The organism is Edwardsiella sp. EA181011, assembly GCF_000800725.1.
In the GTDB taxonomy this organism is placed as follows: domain Bacteria; phylum Pseudomonadota; class Gammaproteobacteria; order Enterobacterales; family Enterobacteriaceae; genus Edwardsiella; species Edwardsiella anguillarum.
In genome coordinates, this window is the sequence record NZ_CP011364.1 from 891,148 (window position 1) to 911,195 (window position 20,048).

Consider the following 20,048-nt stretch of genomic DNA (forward strand, 5'->3'; position numbering starts at 1 on the left):
ACCGGCTCCAATTTTGTGCCTAGGGGGTGTTTTGACCCTAACAGTGTGTTATTGATGGTACAAGTATTCCCCGGATGAATTTTCTTCACGCAGCATGAGTGTTTCCACCTTTTCACCGCCCCGCGCCCTACGCAATCCGCACCTGCAGACGATCTTGCCGCGGCTGCTGCGCCGGCGCGCCCTATTGACGCCGGTGTGGCAGCGTTTAACCCTACCGGACGGCGATTTTATCGATCTGGCCTGGAGCGAAGCTCCGCAGCCCGCCCGTCATAAACCGCGGGTGGTTCTGTTCCATGGTCTGGAGGGCAGCGTGCATAGCCCTTATGCCCACGGCCTGCTGCACGCCTGTCGGGAGGCCGGCTGGCTGGCGGTTGTGATGCACTTTCGTGGCTGCAGCGGTGAGCCCAACCTGACGCCGCGTTTTTACCACTCCGGGGAAACCGGGGACGCGCGCTTTTTTCTGGCGTGGCTGCGCCGCACTTTCGGTCAGGTGCCCACCGCGGCGGTCGGGTTTTCCCTGGGGGGTAATATGCTAGGTTGTTATCTGGCCGAAGAGCAGGCGCAGGCCCCGCTGGAGGCCGCGGTCATGGTCTCGGCGCCGCTGGTGCTGTCGGCCTGCGCGACGCATCTGGAGCACGGCGTGGCGCGGATTTACCAGCGTTACCTGTTACATGAGCTCAAGCAGAGCGCCCGGCGTAAGCTGCGCCGCTATCCGGAGATGCTGGATCTCGATCCGCTACAGCTGCGGCGTATGCGCAGGCTGCGCGAATTTGACGATCAGATCACCGCACGCCTGCACGGGTTTCGCGATGCGGATGACTACTATCGGCGCTGCAGTGCCCTGCCGCGGCTGCCGACGATCCGTCAGCCGCTGTTGATCATTCAGGCGCGCGACGATCCCTTTATGACGTCGGCGGTGATCCCGCCGCCGGGATCGCTGCCGTCCAATATCGAATACCAGCTGACGGCGTTTGGCGGCCACGTCGGCTTTATCGGCGGTACGCTGCGACATCCTCTTCCGTGGCTGGAGCAGCGCATTCCCGCCTGGTTAGCCCCCTATTTGGAGTAAAACGCGTGATCATTCCCTGGCAACTGATAGCCCCAGAGACGCTGGATAGCCTGATCGAGGCCTTCGTCCTGCGTGAGGGGACCGACTATGGCGAACAGGAGAGGTGCCTGGCGCAGAAGGTGGAAGATGTGCGGCGCCAGCTGAAGTGCGGTGAGGCGGTCGTGGTATGGTCCGAGCTGCATGAAAGCGTCAATATTATGCCGCGCAGCCAGTTTAAGGGCGCGGATTAGCGCACGTTGGCGTATTTTCCCCGCGGCGCCCGGCGCCGCACTGTGCAAATAAAAGGCAAAAGCGCCGCGAACGGAGAAAAAACGGCGGCGAACAGTGAGCTATTCCATGCTGAAGCGAGACAGTGCGAGACAGTAAGGCCAAGCTATGTTACAAACTAAGCCGACATGCACCTTTAATGGAATGAAGCGGGTATAGATCAAGATCGCCGGGGATCATCTCCCTTAGGCTATGGAAACTATATTCGACAAGTGCAGTGCTATAGCAGGTTACTAGGCAGTTTCCCGGCCCCGTCCGGCGGGGGTGCGTTTGGCGCACCGGGGATGCGATAACAACAGAGGATAATAGCGAATGGTTCTCGGCAAACCGCAAACAGATCCAACTCTCGAATGGTTCCTGTCCCATTGCCATATTCATAAATATCCGTCCAAAAGTACCTTGATTCACCAGGGTGAAAAAGCGGAGACGCTTTATTACATCGTAAAGGGATCTGTAGCGGTACTGATTAAGGATGAAGAGGGTAAGGAGATGATCCTCTCCTACCTGAACCAGGGCGACTTCATTGGCGAGCTGGGGCTGTTTGAGGAAGGGCAGGAGCGCAGTGCCTGGGTGCGGGCGAAGACCGCCTGTGAGGTGGCTGAAATTTCCTACAAGAAATTCCGTCAGCTGATCCAGGTTAACCCGGATATTCTGATGCGTCTGTCTGCCCAGATGGCGCGTCGTCTGCAGGTCACGTCAGAGAAAGTCGGTAACCTGGCCTTCCTGGATGTGACTGGCCGTATTGCCCAGACGTTGCTGAATCTGGCCAAGCAGCCGGATGCGATGACGCACCCAGACGGCATGCAGATTAAGATCACCCGTCAGGAGATCGGCCAGATCGTGGGCTGCTCCCGTGAAACGGTAGGACGTATTCTGAAGATGCTGGAGGATCAGAACCTGATCTCGGCACACGGTAAAACCATCGTCGTCTACGGGACGCGTTGATTTTGCGCCCGCGCCGCATGGGCGGCGCGGAATCTTCAACCCATCCCCAGGATGGTGCTCATGTGGCGGCGGTTTATCTACCACCCTGAAGTGAACTATGCACTGCGCCAGACGCTGGTTTTGTGTCTGCCGGTGCTGTTCGGGCTGATGGTAGGCCAGCTGCAGCAGGGGCTGCTGTTTTCTCTAGTCCCAGTCTGCTGCAATATCGCCGGTCTTGACACCCCCCATAAACGCTTCTTTAAACGCCTCGCGGTGGGCGGCACCCTGTTTGCGCTCGGCAGCCTGTTACTGCAGATGGCCCTGCTGTGGTCGGTGCCGCTGCCGCTAGCCATGCTGCTTTTGGCGCTGCTGTTTGGCGTCAACGGCGAGATCAGTCCGCTGCACGCCCGTTTACTGCCGGCAACGCTGGTTGCGGCCATCTTCACCCTCAGCATGGTGGGGATGGTGCCCGTCTGGCAGGGGCCGCTGCTGTATTTGGTCGGCACGATTTGGTATGGCGCCTTCACCTGGTTTTGGTTTGTCCTGTGGAAAGGGCAGCCGATCCGCGAAACTCTGAATCAGCTGTACCTGGAGCTGGCGGACTACATCGAGGCCAAGTATAGCCTGCTCACGCAGCACAGTGACCCGCAGACGGCGCTGCCGCCGCTGCTGAACCGCCAGCAAAAGGTGATGGACCTTATCAGCGTTATCTACCAGCAGATGCACATGCTGTCCCTGGTCCATAACCCGGAGTATAAGCGGTTGGTGCGCTACTTTCAGGTGGCGCTGGATTTACAGGAGCATATTACCGTCAGCCTCTCCCAGCCGGAGGAGGTACAAACGCTGGTGGCGCGGAGCCAGGCGGAGGCGATCATCCGCCGCAATGCGCAGGTGGTGGCCGGGCGTCTGCGGGTGCTGGCGGATGACATTCTGTACCACCGCTACCCACAGCATTTCTCTATGCGCAGCGAGGTGTCGGCGCTGGAAAAGCTGGCCAGCCGCTACCCGGAGAATCCAGTTGGGCAGTTCTGTCTGCACCACTTTAGCCGGATGGCGCGTTTGCTGGAGCGACAGCGTCCGCTCTATCAGCGTCAGCTGATGGCGACCCAGCAGCGGCTGCCGTTCTGGCCGGCGCTGCGCGCCTACTGCTCCCTGAGGTCGGGCGCGCTACGCAACGCGCTGCGTCTGGGGCTGACGTTGGCGGCCGGCAGCAGGCTGGGGATCCTGCTGGCGCTGCCTAAGCCCTATTGGATCATGCTGACCACCATGCTGGTGATCCAGAATGGCTATAACGCGACGCGGGTGCGTATTCAGCACCGGGCGATGGGCACCTTTGCCGGTCTGATCATCGCCGCCGGCCTGCTGCAGCTGACGCTGAGCGAATATGTGATGCTGCTGGTGATGCTGCTGGTGACGCTGGGCGCCTACCTGGTGCTGCGTAAGAATTACGGTCTGGCGGTGATTGGCTTTACTGTCAGCGCCGTATTCACCCTGCAGCTGCTGGCGCTGAACGGCTCGCACTTTCTGGTGCCGCGCCTGGTGGACACGCTGCTGGGCTGTATTCTGGCCTTCGCCAGCACTATCTGGCTGTGGCCGCAGTGGCAGAGCGGGCTGCTGCGTAAAAATGCCCATCAGGCGCTGGAGGCCTATCAGGATGAGCTGCGCCTGTTGCTCTCCGCCGAGCCGGGTGTCAGTGAGCTAGCCTATGCCCGGATGCGCAGCAATCAGGCACAGAACACGCTCTACTCCTCGCTGAGCCAGGCGATGCAGGAGCCGGGCTTTGATTCGCGCTACCTGGCGGACATGCGGCTGTGGATCAGCCACAGCCAGTTTATTGTCGAGCATTTGAATGCCATGACCATTCTGGCGCGCGAGCACTATATGCTGACGTCGCGCCTGGCGCAGGACTATCTGCAGTGCGGCGAGATCGCGCTGCAGCTGTGTCAGCAGCGTCTGGAGCACGATGGCCCGAGCAGCAACGACAGCCAGGCGGTGCCGATACCGGAGCCGTCGCAGGGGATGCCGATGACGCCGATGGAGGTGCATCTGCGCCGCATTCTGTCGCACCTGCGCACCATGCATACCATTTCATCTATCGCCTGGCGCCAGCGCCCGCATCATGGGCTGTGGCTCAGCCGTCGACTGCGTGACTGATCCGGGAGCGCCGGCGATTTAGCCGCGCTGGCCGTAGTAGGCCTCCGGCCCGTGCTTGCGCCGGAAATGCTTATCGCGCAGCGCCCGATCCAGCGGGGCGAGCCGTGGGTTCAGACTATGGGTAATCCAGGCCATTTTGGCCACTTCCTCCAGCACCACCGCGTTATGCACCGCCTGCGCCGCGCTCTCTCCCCACGCGAAGGGGCCGTGCTGGTGAACGACGATCCCTGGCATGTGGCCCGGATCGCGCTGCGCCAGCGTTTCGATGATGACCAGCCCGGTGTGATGCTCATAGTCGTGGTCGATCTCGGCGGCGCTCAGCGCGCGGGTGCAGGGAATATCGCCATCGAAGTAGTCGGCGTGGGTGGTGCCGAGCGCTGGGATTGCCCGCCCCGCCTGTGCCCAGGAGGTCGCATGGGTCGAGTGGGTATGCACGATACCGCCCAGCTGCGGGTAGCGGCGGTACAGCGCCAGGTGGGTCGGGGTGTCGGATGAGGGGCGCAGCGCGCCAGCGACGATCTGCCCGTCAAGATCGACGACGACCATCTCATCGGGGGTCAGCGCCTCATAGGCGACGCCGCTGGGTTTGATGACGACGTAGCCGCGTTGGCGATCGATGGCGCTGACGTTGCCCCAGGTAAAGGTGACCAGCCCGTGGCGCGGCAGGGCCATGTTGGCCTGGTAGACCTGCTGTTTCAGCCGTTCCATGAGGCCTCCCGCGTCACCGCCAGTCCGGCACGTCGCATCCGTTCCAGAACCCAGTCGCGCGCCTCGCGCACCGCCTGCAGGGGGTCTTGGGCGCTTTCGCTCCATATCTCGATCAGGTAGGGGCCGCGGTAGCCATGGCGATCCAGCGTGCGGAAACAGGCCTCAAAGTCGACCACGCCGCTGCCGAAGGGGACATCCCGAAACTGGCCCGGCCGGGTGTCTTTGACATGTACGGCGACGATGCGGTCGATGCCCGCCGCCAGCTCCAGTTCGACGTCATTATCCCAGGCCGAAAGGTTGCCGATATCCGGGTAGATCTGGAACCAGGGGCTGCGCAGATAGCGGCAGTAGCCGAGCGCTTTGCTGACGGAGTTGAGCAGCGGCGTGTCCATGGTTTCCATGGCCAGCGTGACCTGCGCCCGGCTGGCCAGGATGACGGCCTGGCTCAGCCCCTCGCGGAGCAGCTGGCGCGTCAGGGAATTGCCCTGCTGATAGTAGACGTCGTATCCCGCCAGCTGAATCACCCGGATCCCCAGATCCTGTGCGAGGGTAATCGCGTGGGCCAGCAGCCGCAGCGCCTGGCGTCTGACCTCCTGATCCTCGCTGCCCAGCGGAAACCGGCGGTGGGCGCTGAGGCACAGGGAGGGAATACGCACGCCGCTGTGCGCCATCGCCGCCAGCAGCTCCAGACGCTGCTGGCGTGACCAGGTCAGTCGGGCCAGGCGGCGATCGCTTTCATCGATAGACATTTCGACGAAGTCGAACCCGAGCTGCGCGGCCTGCGCCAGGCGTCGTGGCCAGTCTTCGCCGGCGGGCAGCGCCTTTTCATAGATGCCCAGCGGCACCGTGGAATGCAGCATGTCGCGCTCCTTAGCCCCACAGCTGGGCGATACGCTGTTGGAAATGGTGGGCGGCGGCCAGCGGATCGTCGGCCTCGCGGATGCTGCGCCCAGCGATGAAAACATGCACCGGGATCCCCTGAAACAGCGGCAGATCGTCCAGGGTGAGGCCACCGGTCACCGTGACGCGAAAGCCCATGTCGCTCAGGCGGCGTATGGCGTCGATATCCGCCTGCCCCCAGGCCACCCCCGTCGCCTGTGCGTCGCGGCTGCGGTGGTAGACCACCTGACCGATACCCGCCTGGCGCCAGGCCTGTGCCTGCTCCCAGGTCCAGTAGCCGGTCAGCTCTATCTGCAGATCGCCGCCGAACGCCTGCGCGACCGCCAGCGCGTTCTTGGTCGTAGCGATATCGGCGCAGCAGATCACGGTGATCCAGTCGGCGTTGGCCTCAAAACACATGCGCGCCAGGATGGCGCCGGCATCGGCAATTTTGGCGTCGGCCAGGATGATCTTGTGGGGATAGAGCGCCTTGAGATCGCGTATGGCGCGCACGCCCTCGCCGACGCACAGTATCGTGCCGACCTCGATGATATCGACGGCTTCGGCGATCTGCCGGGTAGTGAGGTAGGCCGCCTCCAGCGTCGGGTTATCCAGCGCGATTTGCAGCATAGGCAGGGACGGTATCATGAGGCGACTCCTTGGGGATGCGATGGGGTGGTTGCCGAATCGATGAGCGCCAGCACCTGCGCTGGCGTGCGGCAGGCGCGCAGGCGCGTAAAGTTGGCCTCATCCTCGAACAGGTCGACGATCTGACGGATACCGACCTCCTGATGGGTGTGGGCGTCGACGGCGGCCAGGGTGATCAGAATGTCCACCGGGTCGTTATCCTCATGGCCGAACGCGATCGGCGTACGCAGGGTGACCAGTGCAAAGCCGGTCTTGATCACACCCTCTTCCGGGCGCCCGTGCGGCATGGCCAGCCCCGGAGCCAGCACAAAGTAGGGGCCAAAGCGCGCGACGCTATCCAGGATGGCCCGGTAGTAGCGTGGCTCTACGACACCGGCGCTGACCAGGAGATCCACGCCGATCCTGACGGCCGCAGGCCAGTCCGCCGCCTCGGCCTGTAGGCGGATGCTGTGGTTTTCCTCCAGAGAGTCTCGCAGTTTCATCATGGCTCCTTAGCTGAGGTCCTGGGGGAAATGGGCGCGGATGACCTCCAGCAGCCTGGGGCCGAACTCTTCTGCCGACAGCATATTGCGCACCCCGACCACGTATTTATTGCCGCTGACGCTGATCTCGCCGGCGACGTGGGTGGAGGCAATGATGATATCTGCGCCGCTCAGCTCCGATTTATACTCGCCGACCGCGCAGCTGTTGATGCTGTGGTCAACGCCCTGCTGGGTTAGAAACTGATCCACCTTCATCTTCATGATCATTGAGCTGCCTTGGCCGTTACCGCAGACGGCGAGAATGCGTACTGTCATGATGTTTCTCCATGGAGTTAGTGTGTTGTGCCGCGCGCCGGATCGGTCTGCGCCGCCTCTTCTGCCCGCAGGCTGCGCCCGGCAACCAGCATGTAAGCCAGGGCGATCAGCAGCAGAACGCCCATAAACCACAGCCCCAGCGTCAGCCCCTGGATCATCGGCGGAGCCAGGATGGACCAGTCGGCCATCCCCATCCAGGCGCTGAGCCCGGTAAGTTTGACGGCCCAGACGCAGCCGAAGATTTCAATCATGCCCATGACCAGACAAATCTTGATGGCTGCCCGCCAGCCGCCGAAGTGGTTGGCAAAGACGCCGATCGTCGCGTTGGAGAAGAACATGGGGATAAAGCCGGGGATGATCAGGATAGGCGACCCCAGCAGGATCAGGATGCCGATGGCGATTAGCTGCCCGATGGTACCCCAGATAAATCCCCAAACGACGGCGTTGGGGGCAAAGCTGTAGATGGCCGCGCAGTCGATGGCCAGCACGGCGCCGGGGATCAGGCGCTGGGAGATGCCGGTGAAGGCCTCGGACAGCTCCGCGACAAACATGCGCACGCCCTGAACGATGATGAAGATCGCGACGGCGAACTGGAAACCGGTCTGCAGGATGTAGATACTCCAGTGGATTTTCCCCGCCATCAGCTGGACGGTGTCCAGCCCGAAAGAGCCGAGGATCAGCCCGAAGAACAGGGTCATCACGATCGCGGTCGAGACGATATTGTCGTGGAAGATATTCAGCCAGCCGGGCAGCCTGAGATCTTCCACGCTCTCCTCCCTGCGCCCCAGATAGGGGGCCAACCGATAGGCCAGCCAGGAGGCAAACTGCTGCTGATGGCCAATGGAGAAGCCGCAGCCGTCGGTGACCTCCTGAGAGGGGCGATACATCATGTTGGCGGTGATGCCCCAGTAGAGCGAGACCAGCAGCGCGCTGCACAGGATCGTGGTCCACATGGGATAGCCGAAGATATAGAACACCACGGCGATAAGCCCGGCCTGCTGAAACATGATGTGGCCGGTCAGCATGATGGTGCGGATGCCGGTGAGGCGGCGCAGCAGGACGTAGAGAATGTTCAGCGCCAGCGCCAGCAGCACGGTATAGCCTACCCAGCTGTAGGCGTCGCCCATGCGCTCGATGGTGGCCATCATCGAGGCGTAGGTGTCTGAAATGGCTCCGTTGATGTGATAGACCTCGGACATCTTGGCCACCACCGGTTTGAAGGTTGACGTCAGGATGCCGGAGCCCGCCTGCAGCAGCATAAAGCCGATGATGGTTTTGATCGTGCCTTTGATGATCACCGTCGCCGATTTACGCAGCAGCAGGTAGCCGAGGCAGGTGACAATCCCCAGCAGCAGGGGGGCATTGGTCATCACCTGATTGAAAAAAATCAGAAAGGCACGGTACAGAATATCCATAGCGTTCTCCGTTCGGCGTGGATCCTGAGCGCGGATCCGGGGGATCGCGCTCAGGGCTGTGTATAATTCGACCACTCTAGCAATCGTTAAAAATCACTTAAAGATTAAATATGATCATTTGTGATTGTGATCTCAACTTGTCGATCGCCTCGCGGGTGGGCGTTCCTTGGGCTTCATCGCACGTCGCTGTATTTTTATCTGCATGATTATAAATAATAATTTATTTTTTAGTGGCCGTTGCGCCGTAGTGCGGAGGGATAGCCTCTTGTATCGGGTATCCCTTGATCTCACGTCACTATGCTATTGCAATCAAAATTGATCTAAATATGATTAATATTGATTTTATGTGCTGCACTGGTGAGCCGATAGGAGGCCGACGATGAGTAAACTTGATGGCATTACCCGCGAGTCCTGGATCCTGAATACGTTTCCGGAGTGGGGAACTTGGCTGAACGAGGAGATAGAGCAGACGACGGTGGATCCCGGCAGCTTTGCGATGTGGTGGCTGGGCTGTACCGGGATCTGGCTGAAGTCGGAGGGGGGGCGAATCTGTGCGTCGATTTTTGGTGTGGAACCGGTAAGCGCAGCCACGCCAATCCGTGGATGGCGGCGGGGCACCAGATGCAGCGGATGGCTGGGGTGCAGAAGCTGCAGCCCAATCTGCGCACCTCGCCCTTTGTGCTCGATCCCTTTGCCATCCGCGAGATCGATGCGCTGCTGGCGACCCACGACCATAATGATCATATCGATATCAATGTGGCGGCCGCTGTGCTGCGCAATGCGGCGCCGGACGTCCCCTTCATCGGTCCGCAGCGCTGCGTCGATCTGTGGGTCTCTTGGGGGGTGCCGCGCGAGCGCTGCCGGGTGGTGGTCCCCGGCGATACGGTGCGAATCAAAGATACAGAGATCGTGGCGCTGGACGCCTTCGACCGCACCGCTCTGATCACGCTGCCGCCGTCGGAGCGGGCGCAGGGTACGCTGCCCGACGGTATGGATCTGCGAGCGGTTAACTACCTGTTTAAGACGCCTGCCGGTTCGCTGTATCACAGCGGCGACTCCCACTACTCTAACTATTATGCCAAGCACGGCAACGATCATCGCATCGACGTGGCGCTCGGCTCCTATGGCGAGAACCCGCGCGGGATCACCGATAAGATGACCAGCGCCGATGTCCTGCGGATGGCCGAGGCGCTGAAGGCCAAAGTGGTGATCCCGTTTCATCACGATATCTGGTCTAACTTCCAGGCCGATCCGCAGGAGATCCGGGTGCTGTGGCAGATGAAGAAAGATCGTTTGGGCTACGGCTTCACCCCCTTTATCTGGCAGGTGGGTGGTAAGTTTACCTGGCCACAGGATCAGGGGCGGCTGGAGTATCACTACCCGCGCGGCTTTGACGACTGCTTCACCCAGGAGCCAGACCTGCCCTTTAAGGCCTTTTTGTAGCCGGGCGGCGGCGGTATCTGCGGCAGGGATACCGCCCGATTTGTTTCCCCGCGGCTTTCAAATATACTCATGTTGTAATCATAACTGAGCCTGGATTTTCATGACGGAATCACAACGACATCAGACCCTGCTGGAGATGCTGCAGCAGGATGGCTTTGTCAGCGTTGAGCAGCTGATCGCGAGCCTGCAGATATCGCCGGCGACGGCGCGGCGCGATATCAATAAGCTGAATGACGCCGGTAAGCTGAAAAAGGTGCGCAACGGCGCGGAGGCCGTGAGCCCCAATCGTATGGCCTGGACGCCGATGAATATCCACCGGGCGCAGAATCACGATGAAAAGGTGCGCATTGCCCGCGCGGCCTCGCGGCTGGTACAGCCGGGTGAAAGCGTGGTGATCAACTGCGGCTCGACGGCGTTTTTGCTGGGGCGGGAGCTTTGCGGACGCGATGTGCAGGTGATTACCAACTATTTGCCGTTGGCTAACTACTTGATAGATCAAGAGCATGATAGCGTGGTGATCATGGGGGGACAGTATAATCGCACCCAGGCGATCACGCTGGCACCGGCGGACGGCGATGCCTCGCTGTATGCTGGACACTGGATGTTTACCAGCGGTAAGGGGTTGACCCCGGAGGGGCTGTACAAGACCGATATGCTGACGGCGATGGCAGAGCAGAAGATGCTGAGGTACGCCGGTAAGCTAGTGGCGCTGGTGGACAGCAGCAAGGTGGGACAGCGGGCCGGCATGCTGTTTGCGCGCGCCGGGCAGATCGACATCCTGATCACCGGTCATGATGCCCCGGCGGAGGTGGTCGCGCGCCTGCGCGAGTGCGGCGTGCGGGTTGAGTTAGTGTAAACGGGAAAGGCCAGAAAGCCGCGCGCCGCGCGGCAGATCACGCGATGGGGGCCGTCGTGCCGGCCCGCCTGACGGTATCAGTAGTAAGAGTGGTCGCCGCGCTGATGCTCGGTCAGATCGCGTACGCCCTTCAGCTCTGGGAAGCGCTGCAGCAGCTCTTTCTCGATCCCCTCTTTCAGAGTGTAGTCCACCATGGAGCAACCGTTGCAGCCGCCGCCGAACTGCAGAATGGCGTAGCCTTCATCGGTGATCTCCATCAGCGAGACGCGACCGCCGTGGCCCGCCAGCTGGGGGTTAATCTGCGATTGCAGAATATACTCCACGCGCTCGATCAGCGGCGCATCGTCGGCGACTTTACGCATCTTGGCGTTGGGGGCTTTTAGGGTCAGCTGCGAGCCGAGCTGATCGGTAACAAAGTCGATCTCGGCATCTTCAAGGAACGGGGCGCTGATTTCGTCGACATAGGCGCTCAGTTGCTCAAAGTCCAGCTTACGGTCATTGGCTTCTACGGCGTCCGGCGGGCAGTAGGATACGCCGCACTCCGCATTGGGCGTACCGGGGTTAATGACAAAAACGCGGATCTGGGTACCCGGCTCCTGGTTTGCCAGCAATTTGGCAAAGTGCTCTTGCGCTGCTTCGGTAATACGGATCATGGCATCTGCTCAATAGTTGACTTCTCCGGTCGGTTATAATACGCCGATCGTAAAATGCTCACAAGGTGCGGCATAGGCAGATCGTCTCTACCGACATCACACCCTGTGCTATCAGCAGGCGGGAGATTTCGCTCAGGGTACTGCCGGTGGTGATCACATCGTCGACCAGCAGCACCCGCCGCCCGGCCAGCGCCCGGTGCGCGGCGAAGGCACCGCGCAGGTTGCGCCGCCGCTGCGCCGCGCTGAGCCCCTGCTGGGGCGGGGTTCGCCGAGTGCGCCAGAGCCACTGCGGGCGGAACTCGGCCTGCAGCCAGCGCGCTAGCCAGCGGGCCAGTTCGGCGGCCTGGTTGTAGCCGCGCTGCCAGTGGCGTAGGCGGTGCAGCGGCACCGGCAGGATGATCTCGGGGCGCGCCCGCGGCGCGCTGCGGCGATCCTGCAGGTAGCGCAGCAGCATCAGCCGGGCCAACGGCACGGCCAGCGGCCATTCCGCGCGGTATTTCAAGCGCTGTACCAACGGCGCCAGCGGTGGTAGATAGCCGCTGACAAACGTCAGCCTCTGCCAGGGCGGCGGCCGCAGCAGGCAGCGGCCGCAGGGGTGATGGATATCTGCACTGGGCAGCCCACAGCGGGGACAGCAGGGCGGCGGCGCGGGCAGCGCCCGACGGCAGGCGCTACAGATACCGACCGGCGCCCGTAGGGGAAGGCGGCAGATCGCGCAGCGTCCGTGAAGTGATACCATAGGCACCGTCCTGAAAGGTCCAAGGTGAAAGGAGACCATAACCGATGAGTGCGCTGTTTTGGCATACCTGCGGCGCGGGTAAGCGCGATCTTGTGCTGCTGCACGGCTGGGGACTGAATGCCGAAGTGTGGCGTTGCATTGTCCCCCAGCTCTCTGCGCAGTTTCGCCTGCACCTGGTCGATCTGCCCGGCTATGGGCGCAGCGGCGGCGATACGCCGTATTCGCTGGCGGAGATGACGCAGCGGGTGCTGGCGCAGGCGCCGGAGCGGGCGCTATGGCTGGGCTGGTCGCTGGGGGGGCTCGTCGCGACTCAGGCGGCCCTGCATCACCCGCAGCGGGTCAGCGGTTTAATCACCGTCGCCTCTTCGCCCTGTTTTACGGCGCAGACGGCGTGGCCGGGGATCCGTGGCGATGTGCTGCATCATTTTCAATCACAGCTGCGTGATGATTTTCAGCGTACGGTGGAGCGTTTTCTGGCGCTGCAGACGCTGGGGACAGACAGCGCCCGGCAGGATGCCCGCGCGCTGAAGTCGGTGGTGCTGGCGCAGCCGATGCCGTCGGCGGCAGTCTTGAACGGGGGGCTGTCCCTGCTGCGCGAAACCGATCTGCGCCCGCAGCTGGCGACGCTGGCGCCGCCGTGGCTGCGCCTCTATGGCGCGCTGGACGGCCTGGTTCCGCGCCGGGTGGTGCCGCTGGTGGATGCGCTCAGCCCGCGCGGTCGCTCGCTGATTATTCCCGGTGCCGCCCATGCCCCCTTTATCTCTCATCCCGCGCCGTTTTGCGCCGCGCTGTGTGATTTTGCCGGCGGGGCGTCGGCATGATGGGATGAGACAAAAAAAAGCAGCCGTATCTGCGGCTGCCTGTCGAGGGGCGTCAATGGCTACGGCGCGCGTTTAGTGCAGCGTGCGTATCCGATAGACGACGGTTTCACATTTTTTCTGCGCTTCGGGGCAGCCTTTACAGCTGCCGCTCAGGCATCCGCTATCCATATCATCGACCTTTTCCACACATCCCATGTGCTCCAGGCGCTCCAGCATGGCGCGTACCAGGGCCGGCGTACCGCCGACCTCACGGCACAGGCGCTGTAGCTCAATGCGCCCATGCAGTGCGACGGTATCCCGGACTTGCAGTAAGGTAGTCATCATGGCGCTCCGTTAGGGGGATCAGTGGCAGCTGCCGCTATTATTGCAGCAGCAGCTGGCGCTGGCGGCGTTACTCAGGCGCACGGTAACCCGTTCGCGAGAGCGGCGCAGTACGATCAGCAGCGCCAGGTTAAATAGTATGACGATGCTGATGGCGATCAGGCTGTAGTCCGGATGGGCGCTGAAGTTGACCACCTGGTAGTACAGGGTCGCCAGTGAATAGGCTACGTTCAGCCCCCAGCCGATGGAGAACAGCATCCAGCCGCGGCTGCTTTCACGGGCGATGGCGCCCATGACCGATACGCAGGGGACGTACAGCAGCACGAAGATCAGGTAGGCATAGGCGGCGCTGGCGCTGCCAAATTTGCTGCTCATTACCCCCATGGAACCGCTGCCCATTTCACCGTCGCCCTTGCTGGCTTCGATGGGGTTGGAGAGGACGCTGATACTGAAGGTATCCTTCAGCCCCTGCCACGTCTCATCCAGCGCCTCTTTCAGGCCGCCGGCCAGGCTATAGCTCTGCGGATCGAACGTTTCTTCATTGATATGTTCGGCGGTATACAGGGTGTTCAGGGTGCCGACGACTACCTCTTTGGCCATGGCGCCGGTCACCAGACCGACGGTGGCCTGCCAGTTGTCCTCTTTGACGCCAATCGGCTGCAGCAGCGGCGTCAACACTTTACTGGTCGTGGCCAGCGCGGAATCGTTGAGGTCGCTGACCGGCTTACCGCTGAAGGAGAAGCTGTTCAGCGCGCCGATAAAGATACTGACGATGATGATCACGCGGCCGGCGCGGATCACAAAGCCCTTCAGGCGCTGCCAGGTCTGCAGCAGCAGACTTTTGAGATGGGGTACGTGGTAGACCGGCATCTCCATGACGAACGGCGAGGACTCCCCGCGCATCAGGGTATGCTTCAGCATCAGCCCGGTCAGGATGGCCATCACGATACCCAGCAGGTACAGCGAGAACACGACGAATGCGCCGTTCTGGCCAAAGAAGGCGGCGGAGAAGACGGCAAAGATGGCCAGCCGTGCGCCGCAGGACATAAAGGGTGCCATCAGTACGGTGATCAGCCGTTCACGCGGTGCATCCAGGGTTCGCGCCCCCATCACGGAGGGAACATTACAGCCGAATCCGACGATCAGCGGGACAAAGGATTTCCCGGGCAGCCCCAGCGCCTGCATCATCTTGTCGACGACAAACGCCGCGCGGGCCATGTAGCCGGAGTCCTCCAGAAAGGAGAGGAACAGGTACATCATGCCGATCTGCGGCACCAGCGGTAGTACGGTATTGATCCCGCCGCCGACCCCTTGGGCTAGGAAAATGGTCAGCCAGTCGGGGAAGTTCAGGGTTGCCCCCAGCCACTGGATCCCCTGAATAAACAGGGTGGCGGAGCCAATGTCAAACAGGGGCTGCAGTGCCCCGCCGATGTTGATGGCCAGCAGGAACATCAGGTACATCACCAGCAAGAAGATGGGGATCCCCAGCCAGCGGTTTAGGATCACCCGGTCGAGCTTTTCCGTCAGGTGGTTGGGCTGCGCCTGCTGGCTGTTACTGACGGCATCGCAGATATCGGTGATGCTTTGGTAGCGGGCGTTGGCGATGATCAGCGCCGGATCTTCGTTCAGGGTACGCTGCAGGGTGTCGCGCACCTCCGGCAGCAGCGCCAGCGCGTTGCTGGCCCGCGAGGAGCTGTAGATATCGCCCTCCAGCAGCTGCAGGGAAATCCAGCGGCGCTGCTGCATGGTCAGGGAGTCGGGCATCACCTGCGACAGGCGATCGACCTGGCTCAGCAGTAGCGGGGGATAGTCAACCAGCGCCTCCACCGCACAGACCGGCGGCATGTCGATGGCTCGCTTCAGGGCGCAGATCCCCTCGCTGCGGGTAGAGACCATCGGGATCACCGGGCAGCCCAGGCGCTTGGATAGGGCGTCGATGTCGATCTCAATCTGCTGGCTGCGGGCGATGTCCAGCATGTTGAGCGCGACGATGCAGGGGATACCCAGCTCCAGCAGCTGGAGCGTCAGGTAAAGGTTACGTTCCAGGTTTGCTGCATCCACCACGTTGACGATCAGGTCTGCGTCGCCGCTGAGGATGTAATGACAGGCGATCTGCTCATCCAGCGAGGTCTGTTCGGAGATGGTGGTCAGCGAATAGGTACCGGGCAGATCGACCAGCTTGACCTGATGCTGGGGCGTCGCGAACTGCCCCTCTTTACGTTCGACGGTGACGCCGGCCCAGTTGCCTACGCGCTGGCGCGCGCCGGTCAGCTGGTTGAACAGCGTGGTTTTCCCTGAGTTGGGGTTACCGATTAACCCGATGGTCAATTGTTTCATAATTTACTGTTTTTTTGGCGAAGACAGACACTGGCACGGGCGTGGCTCGCCCGCGCTATCCCTTGAGCATATGCCGATGAAGGTGGCTATGTGGTGCGTTCAGGCGCGCTGCTGCGCGCCGATGGTGGCGACGGCCGCGCTCTGCGGCGCAGGCTGCGGTTCACCCATCGGTTCAATATTCAGCAGTGCGAGATCTTTCTTACGCAGCACCAGGCTGACCCGGCGCGCCTTGACCTCAATGGGGTCGCCCAGCGGCGCGATACGCACCACCGTAAACGGCGAGCCGGGCAGGAATCCCAGCGAGAGCAGCTTTTGACGGTAGGCCGGACTGATATTCGGTGAAAAGCCCAATATTTTGTATTGATGACCCGGAAGAAGCCGATGCATATAAACCTTCTTACTGATTACGACAGTCATTGCGCTGAGCCTTCACTCGGGGACGCCGGCGGCATGGTGTTGGCTGGAGAGGGCGCCTGGGTGAACACGCAGTATAATAAAACTGATAATTGTTTTCATCTGTGTTTCAAGCCGAGCGTCACACGGCTTACGTCAACGGCGCCGTACGCTAAGGCGGCTACCGTCCTTACTATGGCTGTGTTTTAGCACTATTTTAAACAGTCCGCAAATGAGAATCATTCGTTAAAATGGTTAATGGAATGTGCCTATTTTTTGTATGGGATTGGGGGCGCCAGTGCCATCGTATGCTACCCGCCGTCGTGAGCGGCGGAGAAAGAGCGTCATTTCGACAATTTATTCAATAATATTATGTTGATATAGGATATTCATCCAGTGGATGAAAAGGCGCGCTGCGCGGGATGACGGTCAGCGCCGAGGCGGGGGCGCGCGGCGCTGGGTAACTTTGCGTAACACTTTCATTACATTTCCGCGCGGCGAGCGGAGGGCAAGATTATGAAATTGCGATGAAGTCTCATTTAGATTTGCATTATGTGATGAGCGTCACGCCCCACGGCGGGGGCATGACGTCGCTGTCAGCGCTTGTTTTTGCCCAGCGCTGCCGCCAGGGCATCCCCCATGGCGCTGTTGCCGCTGCTTCCCGGGCGCTCGGCGCGGCCGTGGCCCGTGCGCACCGGACGCTGCCCCGGCCGGGCGCGTTCACCGCTGCGATCGGCCGACGAGCGACGGCCGCCGCCTTCGCCGGGCTGCTCATCCAGACGCATCGTCAGGGCGATGCGTCGGCGGGCCTGATCGACCTCGAGGACTTTCACCTTAACGATGTCGCCGGCTTTAACCACCTTGTGCGGATCGTCAACAAACTTATGGGCGAGAGAGGAGATATGCACCAGGCCGTCCTGATGTACGCCGATATCGACAAAGGCGCCAAAGTTGGTGACGTTGGTGACCGTTCCCTCTAGGATCATGCCGATGCTGAGATCGGCCAGGGTCTCTACCCCTTCGGCAAACGTGGCGGTTTTAAATTCCGGACGCGGGTCGCGCCCCGGCTTTTCCAGCTCACGCAGAATATCGCTGACGGTCGGTACCCCGAAACGCTCATCGGTGAAGGCTTTCGGGCTCAGGCCGCGCAGCGCATCGGGGTTCCCCATCAGCATCGCCAGGCTCTGCTCGGTTTTCGCCAGGATCCGCTCAACCACCGGGTAGGCCTCTGGGTGCACCGTAGAGGCATCCAGCGGGTTATCTCCGTGGGTGATCCGCAGGAAGCCCGCGCACTGTTCGAAGGCTTTGGGCCCAAGCCGGCTGACCTTAAGCAGCTGTTCGCGATTGGAAAAGCGGCCGTTGGCGTCGCGCCAGCTGACGATGTTCTGGGCCATCAGGCGGCTCAAGCCCGCCACCCGGGTCAGCAGCGCGACCGAGGCGGTATTCAGGTCGACGCCCACGGCATTGACGCAGTCCTCTACTACGGCATCCAGCTTGCGAGCAAGCAGGCTTTGGCTGACGTCGTGCTGGTACTGACCCACGCCGATGGATTTGGGATCGATCTTCACCAGCTCCGCCAGCGGATCCTGCAGGCGACGGGCGATAGAGACGGCGCCGCGCAGGGAAACATCCAGCTCGGGAAACTCCTGCGCCGCCAGTTCGGAGGCGGAGTAGACCGAGGCGCCCGCTTCGCTGACGATCACCTTCTGGGCCGTCACCTGCGGGAACTGACGCTGTACGTCGGCATAGAAGCGATCCGTCTCGCGCGACGCCGTGCCGTTACCGATGGCCACCAGTTCGACGCCGTGCTTTTGGCACAGGTTAGCCACGCTGACGGCTGCCTTGGCCGCCTGACCGGTATGCGGATAAATTGTGTCGGTGGCAACCAGCTTACCGGTGGCGTCGACGACGGCCACCTTGACCCCGGTACGCAGGCCAGGATCCAGGCCCATGGTCGCGCGCAGCCCGGCCGGCGCCGCCATCAGCAGATCGTGCAGGTTACGGGCGAACACGTTGATGGCCTCATCTTCTGCCCGCTCGCGCAGGGTGCCCATCAGCTCGGTTTCCAGGTGCAGCAGCACCTTGATGCGCCAGGTCCAGCTGACCACGGCCTTGCGCCAGGCATCCGCCGGCGCCTGCGTCAATCGTAGCCCGAGATGATCGCAGACAATCTGTTCGCCATAGCTCTCTTTCGGCGGCTCGTCGCACTGCGGGTCGGGGTTGAGGGAGAGCTGTAAAATGCCCTCGTTACGTCCGCGGAACATCGCCAGCGCCCGGTGGGAGGGCACGGCGGCGAGAGGCTCATGGTGGTCGAAGTAGTCGCGAAACTTGGCGCCTTCGTCCTCTTTGTCTTCATTGACCCGTGAGACCAGATGGGCATTTTTCCACAGGTAGTCGCGCACTTTGCCCAGCAGCGCGGCGTCTTCGGCAAAGCGCTCCATCAGGATATAGCGGGCGCCGTCCAGCGCCGCCTTGGCGTCGGCCACCCCTTTTTCGGCATCGACATACCGTAGCGCTAGGGTCTGCGGATCGTGCTGCGGCTGCTGCCACAGCGTATCGGCCAGCGGCGCCAGCCCGGCCTCAATGGCGATTTGTCCCCGGGTACGCCGCTTCGGCTTATAGGGGAGATAGAGATCTTCCAGTTCGGTTTTGCTTTGGGTGGTGCGGATGGCGCTTTCCAGCGGCGCATCCAGCTTACCCTGTTCTGCGATCGACTTAAGGATGGTGGCGCGGCGCTCCTCCAGCTCCCGCAGGTAAATCAGGCGGCTCTCCAGCTGACGCAGCTGTGTATCGTCCAGCCCGCCGGTAACTTCTTTGCGGTAGCGTGCGATAAACGGCACGGTATTGCCTTCGTCCAGCAGGCGGATGGCGGCGTCAACCTGCTCAGTACGCGCCTGCAGTTCTGTTGCGATAATACGGCTTAATGCGTCATTCATAGCGTTAGATAGTCTTGATGGATAAAAGCCAAGTCCCCGTTATACGGAGTCAGCCAAGAAAATACCAGCCCGCGCGGGCGGACTATGGCGTGACGTAGTCGATGGCATTGACATACCACTCTGCGTCACCCTGCGGCGTTGCCACGGTCGCGGCATCGCCCACCTCTTTTTTCAGCAGCGCGCGGGCCATTGGCGAGTCAATGGAGATATAGTCGTTACGGCCAAAGATTTCATCATAGCCGACGATGCGAAAGCGCTTGATATCGCCCCGTTCGTTTTCCACCTCGACCCAGGCGCCGAAGAAGACCTTACCGTCTTGCTGTGGGGAGTAATCGACAATTTTAAGTATACTCATGCACTTACGCAGATAACGTACGCGTCTGTCAATTTCGCGCAGGCGCTTCTTGTTGTACTGATAATCTGCGTTTTCGCTGCGATCGCCCAGGCTCGCTGCCCAGGTCACCTTTTTGGTGACCTCCGGGCGTTCTTCGCGCCACAGGTAATCCAGCTCCTGTTTGAGTTTTTCATAACCTTCTCGGGTAATCAGCGGGGTTTTCATCTGTTATAACCTGAAGTGGATGCCACATCGTCCAGTGCCGCGCCGTGCGGCCCTGTCATTACGCAGGCGCTGCGCGCGCGGCGGCGCAGCACAGCCTATCCCATTTTGCCCGCGTGGGCGAATAAATGG

At 61.4% G+C, this 20,048-nt stretch carries 19 protein-coding genes and 1 pseudogene; 7 read left to right on the top strand and 13 right to left on the bottom strand.

The genetic code is table 11. The annotated features are described in order from the left end of the window. The first annotated feature begins 94 nt into the window (after positions 1 to 94). The 4 genes from QY76_RS03970 (at position 95) to QY76_RS03985 (ending at position 4,414) form a co-directional block, all read left to right on the top strand. Positions 95 to 1,069 carry a hydrolase gene (locus QY76_RS03970; protein WP_045426090.1) on the top strand — a complete coding sequence of 325 codons (975 nt, stop codon included), beginning with the start codon at positions 95 to 97 and terminating at the stop codon, positions 1,067 to 1,069. A gap of 5 nt (positions 1,070 to 1,074) precedes the next feature. After that, positions 1,075 to 1,299 (top strand): YheU family protein, encoded by a 225-nt coding sequence (locus tag QY76_RS03975; RefSeq protein WP_045426093.1) that lies wholly within the window; start codon positions 1,075 to 1,077, stop codon positions 1,297 to 1,299. A 349-nt stretch (positions 1,300 to 1,648) separates the two neighbouring features. After that, a complete protein-coding gene (gene crp / locus QY76_RS03980) occupies positions 1,649 to 2,281 on the top strand; it encodes a cAMP-activated global transcriptional regulator CRP (protein WP_000242755.1) in 633 nt (210 codons plus the stop codon). A gap of 60 nt (positions 2,282 to 2,341) precedes the next feature. Continuing rightward, positions 2,342 to 4,414, top strand: a complete 2,073-nt coding sequence (locus tag QY76_RS03985) for a YccS/YhfK family putative transporter (protein ID WP_045426098.1) — start codon at positions 2,342 to 2,344, stop codon at positions 4,412 to 4,414. 18 nt (positions 4,415 to 4,432) lie between these two features. On the opposite strand, the gene QY76_RS03990 is transcribed toward QY76_RS03985, so the two are convergent. From QY76_RS03990 to ulaA, 6 genes are read right to left on the bottom strand one after another with little or no spacing between them, the layout of a single operon-like run. Further along, positions 4,433 to 5,122, bottom strand: coding sequence for an L-ribulose-5-phosphate 4-epimerase (locus tag QY76_RS03990; protein WP_034163903.1), 690 nt, complete (start codon positions 5,120 to 5,122; stop codon positions 4,433 to 4,435). Continuing rightward, a complete protein-coding gene (locus QY76_RS03995; RefSeq protein WP_034163901.1) occupies positions 5,110 to 5,982 on the bottom strand; it encodes an L-ribulose-5-phosphate 3-epimerase in 873 nt (290 codons plus the stop codon). The genes QY76_RS03990 and QY76_RS03995 overlap by 13 nt, the downstream gene beginning before the upstream one ends. 10 nt (positions 5,983 to 5,992) lie before the next feature. Next, entirely contained in the window at positions 5,993 to 6,649 is a 657-nt protein-coding gene (locus tag QY76_RS04000; RefSeq protein ID WP_034163900.1) for a 3-keto-L-gulonate-6-phosphate decarboxylase UlaD, read from the bottom strand. After that, positions 6,646 to 7,131, bottom strand: coding sequence for a PTS ascorbate transporter subunit IIA (gene ulaC / locus QY76_RS04005; RefSeq protein ID WP_034163899.1), 486 nt, complete (start codon positions 7,129 to 7,131; stop codon positions 6,646 to 6,648). Before ulaC ends, QY76_RS04000 begins: the two co-directional genes overlap by 4 nt. A gap of 9 nt (positions 7,132 to 7,140) precedes the next feature. After that, positions 7,141 to 7,446, bottom strand: coding sequence for a PTS ascorbate transporter subunit IIB (ulaB, locus tag QY76_RS04010; RefSeq protein WP_045426101.1), 306 nt, complete (start codon positions 7,444 to 7,446; stop codon positions 7,141 to 7,143). Between the two features lie 17 nt (positions 7,447 to 7,463). Further along, positions 7,464 to 8,861, bottom strand: a complete 1,398-nt coding sequence (gene ulaA, locus QY76_RS04015) for a PTS ascorbate transporter subunit IIC (RefSeq protein ID WP_045426104.1) — start codon at positions 8,859 to 8,861, stop codon at positions 7,464 to 7,466. 379 nt (positions 8,862 to 9,240) lie between these two features. Between ulaA and ulaG the strand changes: the two are divergent. Beyond that, a pseudogene (gene ulaG / locus QY76_RS04020) lies at positions 9,241 to 10,304 on the top strand (L-ascorbate 6-phosphate lactonase). A 100-nt stretch (positions 10,305 to 10,404) separates the two neighbouring features. After that, positions 10,405 to 11,160, top strand: coding sequence for an HTH-type transcriptional regulator UlaR (gene ulaR / locus QY76_RS04025; RefSeq protein ID WP_034163892.1), 756 nt, complete (start codon positions 10,405 to 10,407; stop codon positions 11,158 to 11,160). 77 nt (positions 11,161 to 11,237) lie between these two features. Here the strand turns inward: ulaR and nfuA are convergent, their stop codons facing one another. After that, positions 11,238 to 11,813, bottom strand: a complete 576-nt coding sequence (nfuA, locus tag QY76_RS04030) for a Fe-S biogenesis protein NfuA (RefSeq protein ID WP_005290532.1) — start codon at positions 11,811 to 11,813, stop codon at positions 11,238 to 11,240. Between the two features lie 58 nt (positions 11,814 to 11,871). Beyond that, entirely contained in the window at positions 11,872 to 12,552 is a 681-nt protein-coding gene (locus QY76_RS04035; RefSeq protein WP_045426107.1) for a phosphoribosyltransferase family protein, read from the bottom strand. Between the two features lie 44 nt (positions 12,553 to 12,596). Between QY76_RS04035 and bioH the strand changes: the two genes are divergently transcribed. Continuing rightward, positions 12,597 to 13,373 carry a pimeloyl-ACP methyl ester esterase BioH gene (gene bioH / locus QY76_RS04040; RefSeq protein WP_034163891.1) on the top strand — a complete coding sequence of 259 codons (777 nt, stop codon included), beginning with the start codon at positions 12,597 to 12,599 and terminating at the stop codon, positions 13,371 to 13,373. A gap of 72 nt (positions 13,374 to 13,445) precedes the next feature. Here bioH and QY76_RS04045 read toward each other — a convergent pair whose 3' ends face one another. The 5 genes from QY76_RS04045 to greB all read right to left on the bottom strand — a co-directional run bounded on the left by QY76_RS04045 (position 13,446) and on the right by greB (position 19,919). Further along, positions 13,446 to 13,694 (bottom strand): FeoC-like transcriptional regulator, encoded by a 249-nt coding sequence (locus tag QY76_RS04045; protein ID WP_015462440.1) that lies wholly within the window; start codon positions 13,692 to 13,694, stop codon positions 13,446 to 13,448. Between the two features lie 21 nt (positions 13,695 to 13,715). Next, positions 13,716 to 16,031, bottom strand: a complete 2,316-nt coding sequence (feoB, locus tag QY76_RS04050; RefSeq protein ID WP_034163890.1) for a Fe(2+) transporter permease subunit FeoB — start codon at positions 16,029 to 16,031, stop codon at positions 13,716 to 13,718. A gap of 99 nt (positions 16,032 to 16,130) precedes the next feature. After that, positions 16,131 to 16,418: a ferrous iron transporter A gene (feoA, locus tag QY76_RS04055; protein WP_034163888.1), complete on the bottom strand. Its 288-nt coding sequence runs from the start codon at positions 16,416 to 16,418 to the stop codon at positions 16,131 to 16,133. 602 nt (positions 16,419 to 17,020) lie between these two features. Further along, positions 17,021 to 19,360: a Tex family protein gene (locus tag QY76_RS04065; protein ID WP_034163885.1), complete on the bottom strand. Its 2,340-nt coding sequence runs from the start codon at positions 19,358 to 19,360 to the stop codon at positions 17,021 to 17,023. Positions 19,361 to 19,442: 82 nt separating this feature from the next. After that, positions 19,443 to 19,919, bottom strand: coding sequence for a transcription elongation factor GreB (greB, locus tag QY76_RS04070; protein WP_012850079.1), 477 nt, complete (start codon positions 19,917 to 19,919; stop codon positions 19,443 to 19,445). Positions 19,920 to 20,048 lie beyond the last annotated feature (129 nt).

Coding starts and splice junctions, on each gene's coding strand:
- QY76_RS03970 (WP_045426090.1), top strand. CDS start 95: ATGAGTGTTTCCACCTTTTCACCGCCCCGCGCCCTACGCAATCCGCAC.
- crp (WP_000242755.1), top strand. CDS start 1,649: ATGGTTCTCGGCAAACCGCAAACAGATCCAACTCTCGAATGGTTCCTG.
- QY76_RS03985 (WP_045426098.1), top strand. CDS start 2,342: ATGTGGCGGCGGTTTATCTACCACCCTGAAGTGAACTATGCACTGCGC.
- QY76_RS03990 (WP_034163903.1), bottom strand. CDS start 5,122: ATGGAACGGCTGAAACAGCAGGTCTACCAGGCCAACATGGCCCTGCCG.
- QY76_RS03995 (WP_034163901.1), bottom strand. CDS start 5,982: ATGCTGCATTCCACGGTGCCGCTGGGCATCTATGAAAAGGCGCTGCCC.
- QY76_RS04000 (WP_034163900.1), bottom strand. CDS start 6,649: ATGATACCGTCCCTGCCTATGCTGCAAATCGCGCTGGATAACCCGACG.
- ulaC (WP_034163899.1), bottom strand. CDS start 7,131: ATGAAACTGCGAGACTCTCTGGAGGAAAACCACAGCATCCGCCTACAG.
- ulaB (WP_045426101.1), bottom strand. CDS start 7,446: ATGACAGTACGCATTCTCGCCGTCTGCGGTAACGGCCAAGGCAGCTCA.
- ulaA (WP_045426104.1), bottom strand. CDS start 8,861: ATGGATATTCTGTACCGTGCCTTTCTGATTTTTTTCAATCAGGTGATG.
- ulaR (WP_034163892.1), top strand. CDS start 10,405: ATGACGGAATCACAACGACATCAGACCCTGCTGGAGATGCTGCAGCAG.
- nfuA (WP_005290532.1), bottom strand. CDS start 11,813: ATGATCCGTATTACCGAAGCAGCGCAAGAGCACTTTGCCAAATTGCTG.
- QY76_RS04035 (WP_045426107.1), bottom strand. CDS start 12,552: ATGGTATCACTTCACGGACGCTGCGCGATCTGCCGCCTTCCCCTACGG.
- bioH (WP_034163891.1), top strand. CDS start 12,597: ATGAGTGCGCTGTTTTGGCATACCTGCGGCGCGGGTAAGCGCGATCTT.
- QY76_RS04045 (WP_015462440.1), bottom strand. CDS start 13,694: ATGACTACCTTACTGCAAGTCCGGGATACCGTCGCACTGCATGGGCGC.
- feoB (WP_034163890.1), bottom strand. CDS start 16,031: ATGAAACAATTGACCATCGGGTTAATCGGTAACCCCAACTCAGGGAAA.
- feoA (WP_034163888.1), bottom strand. CDS start 16,418: ATGCATCGGCTTCTTCCGGGTCATCAATACAAAATATTGGGCTTTTCA.
- QY76_RS04065 (WP_034163885.1), bottom strand. CDS start 19,360: ATGAATGACGCATTAAGCCGTATTATCGCAACAGAACTGCAGGCGCGT.
- greB (WP_012850079.1), bottom strand. CDS start 19,919: ATGAAAACCCCGCTGATTACCCGAGAAGGTTATGAAAAACTCAAACAG.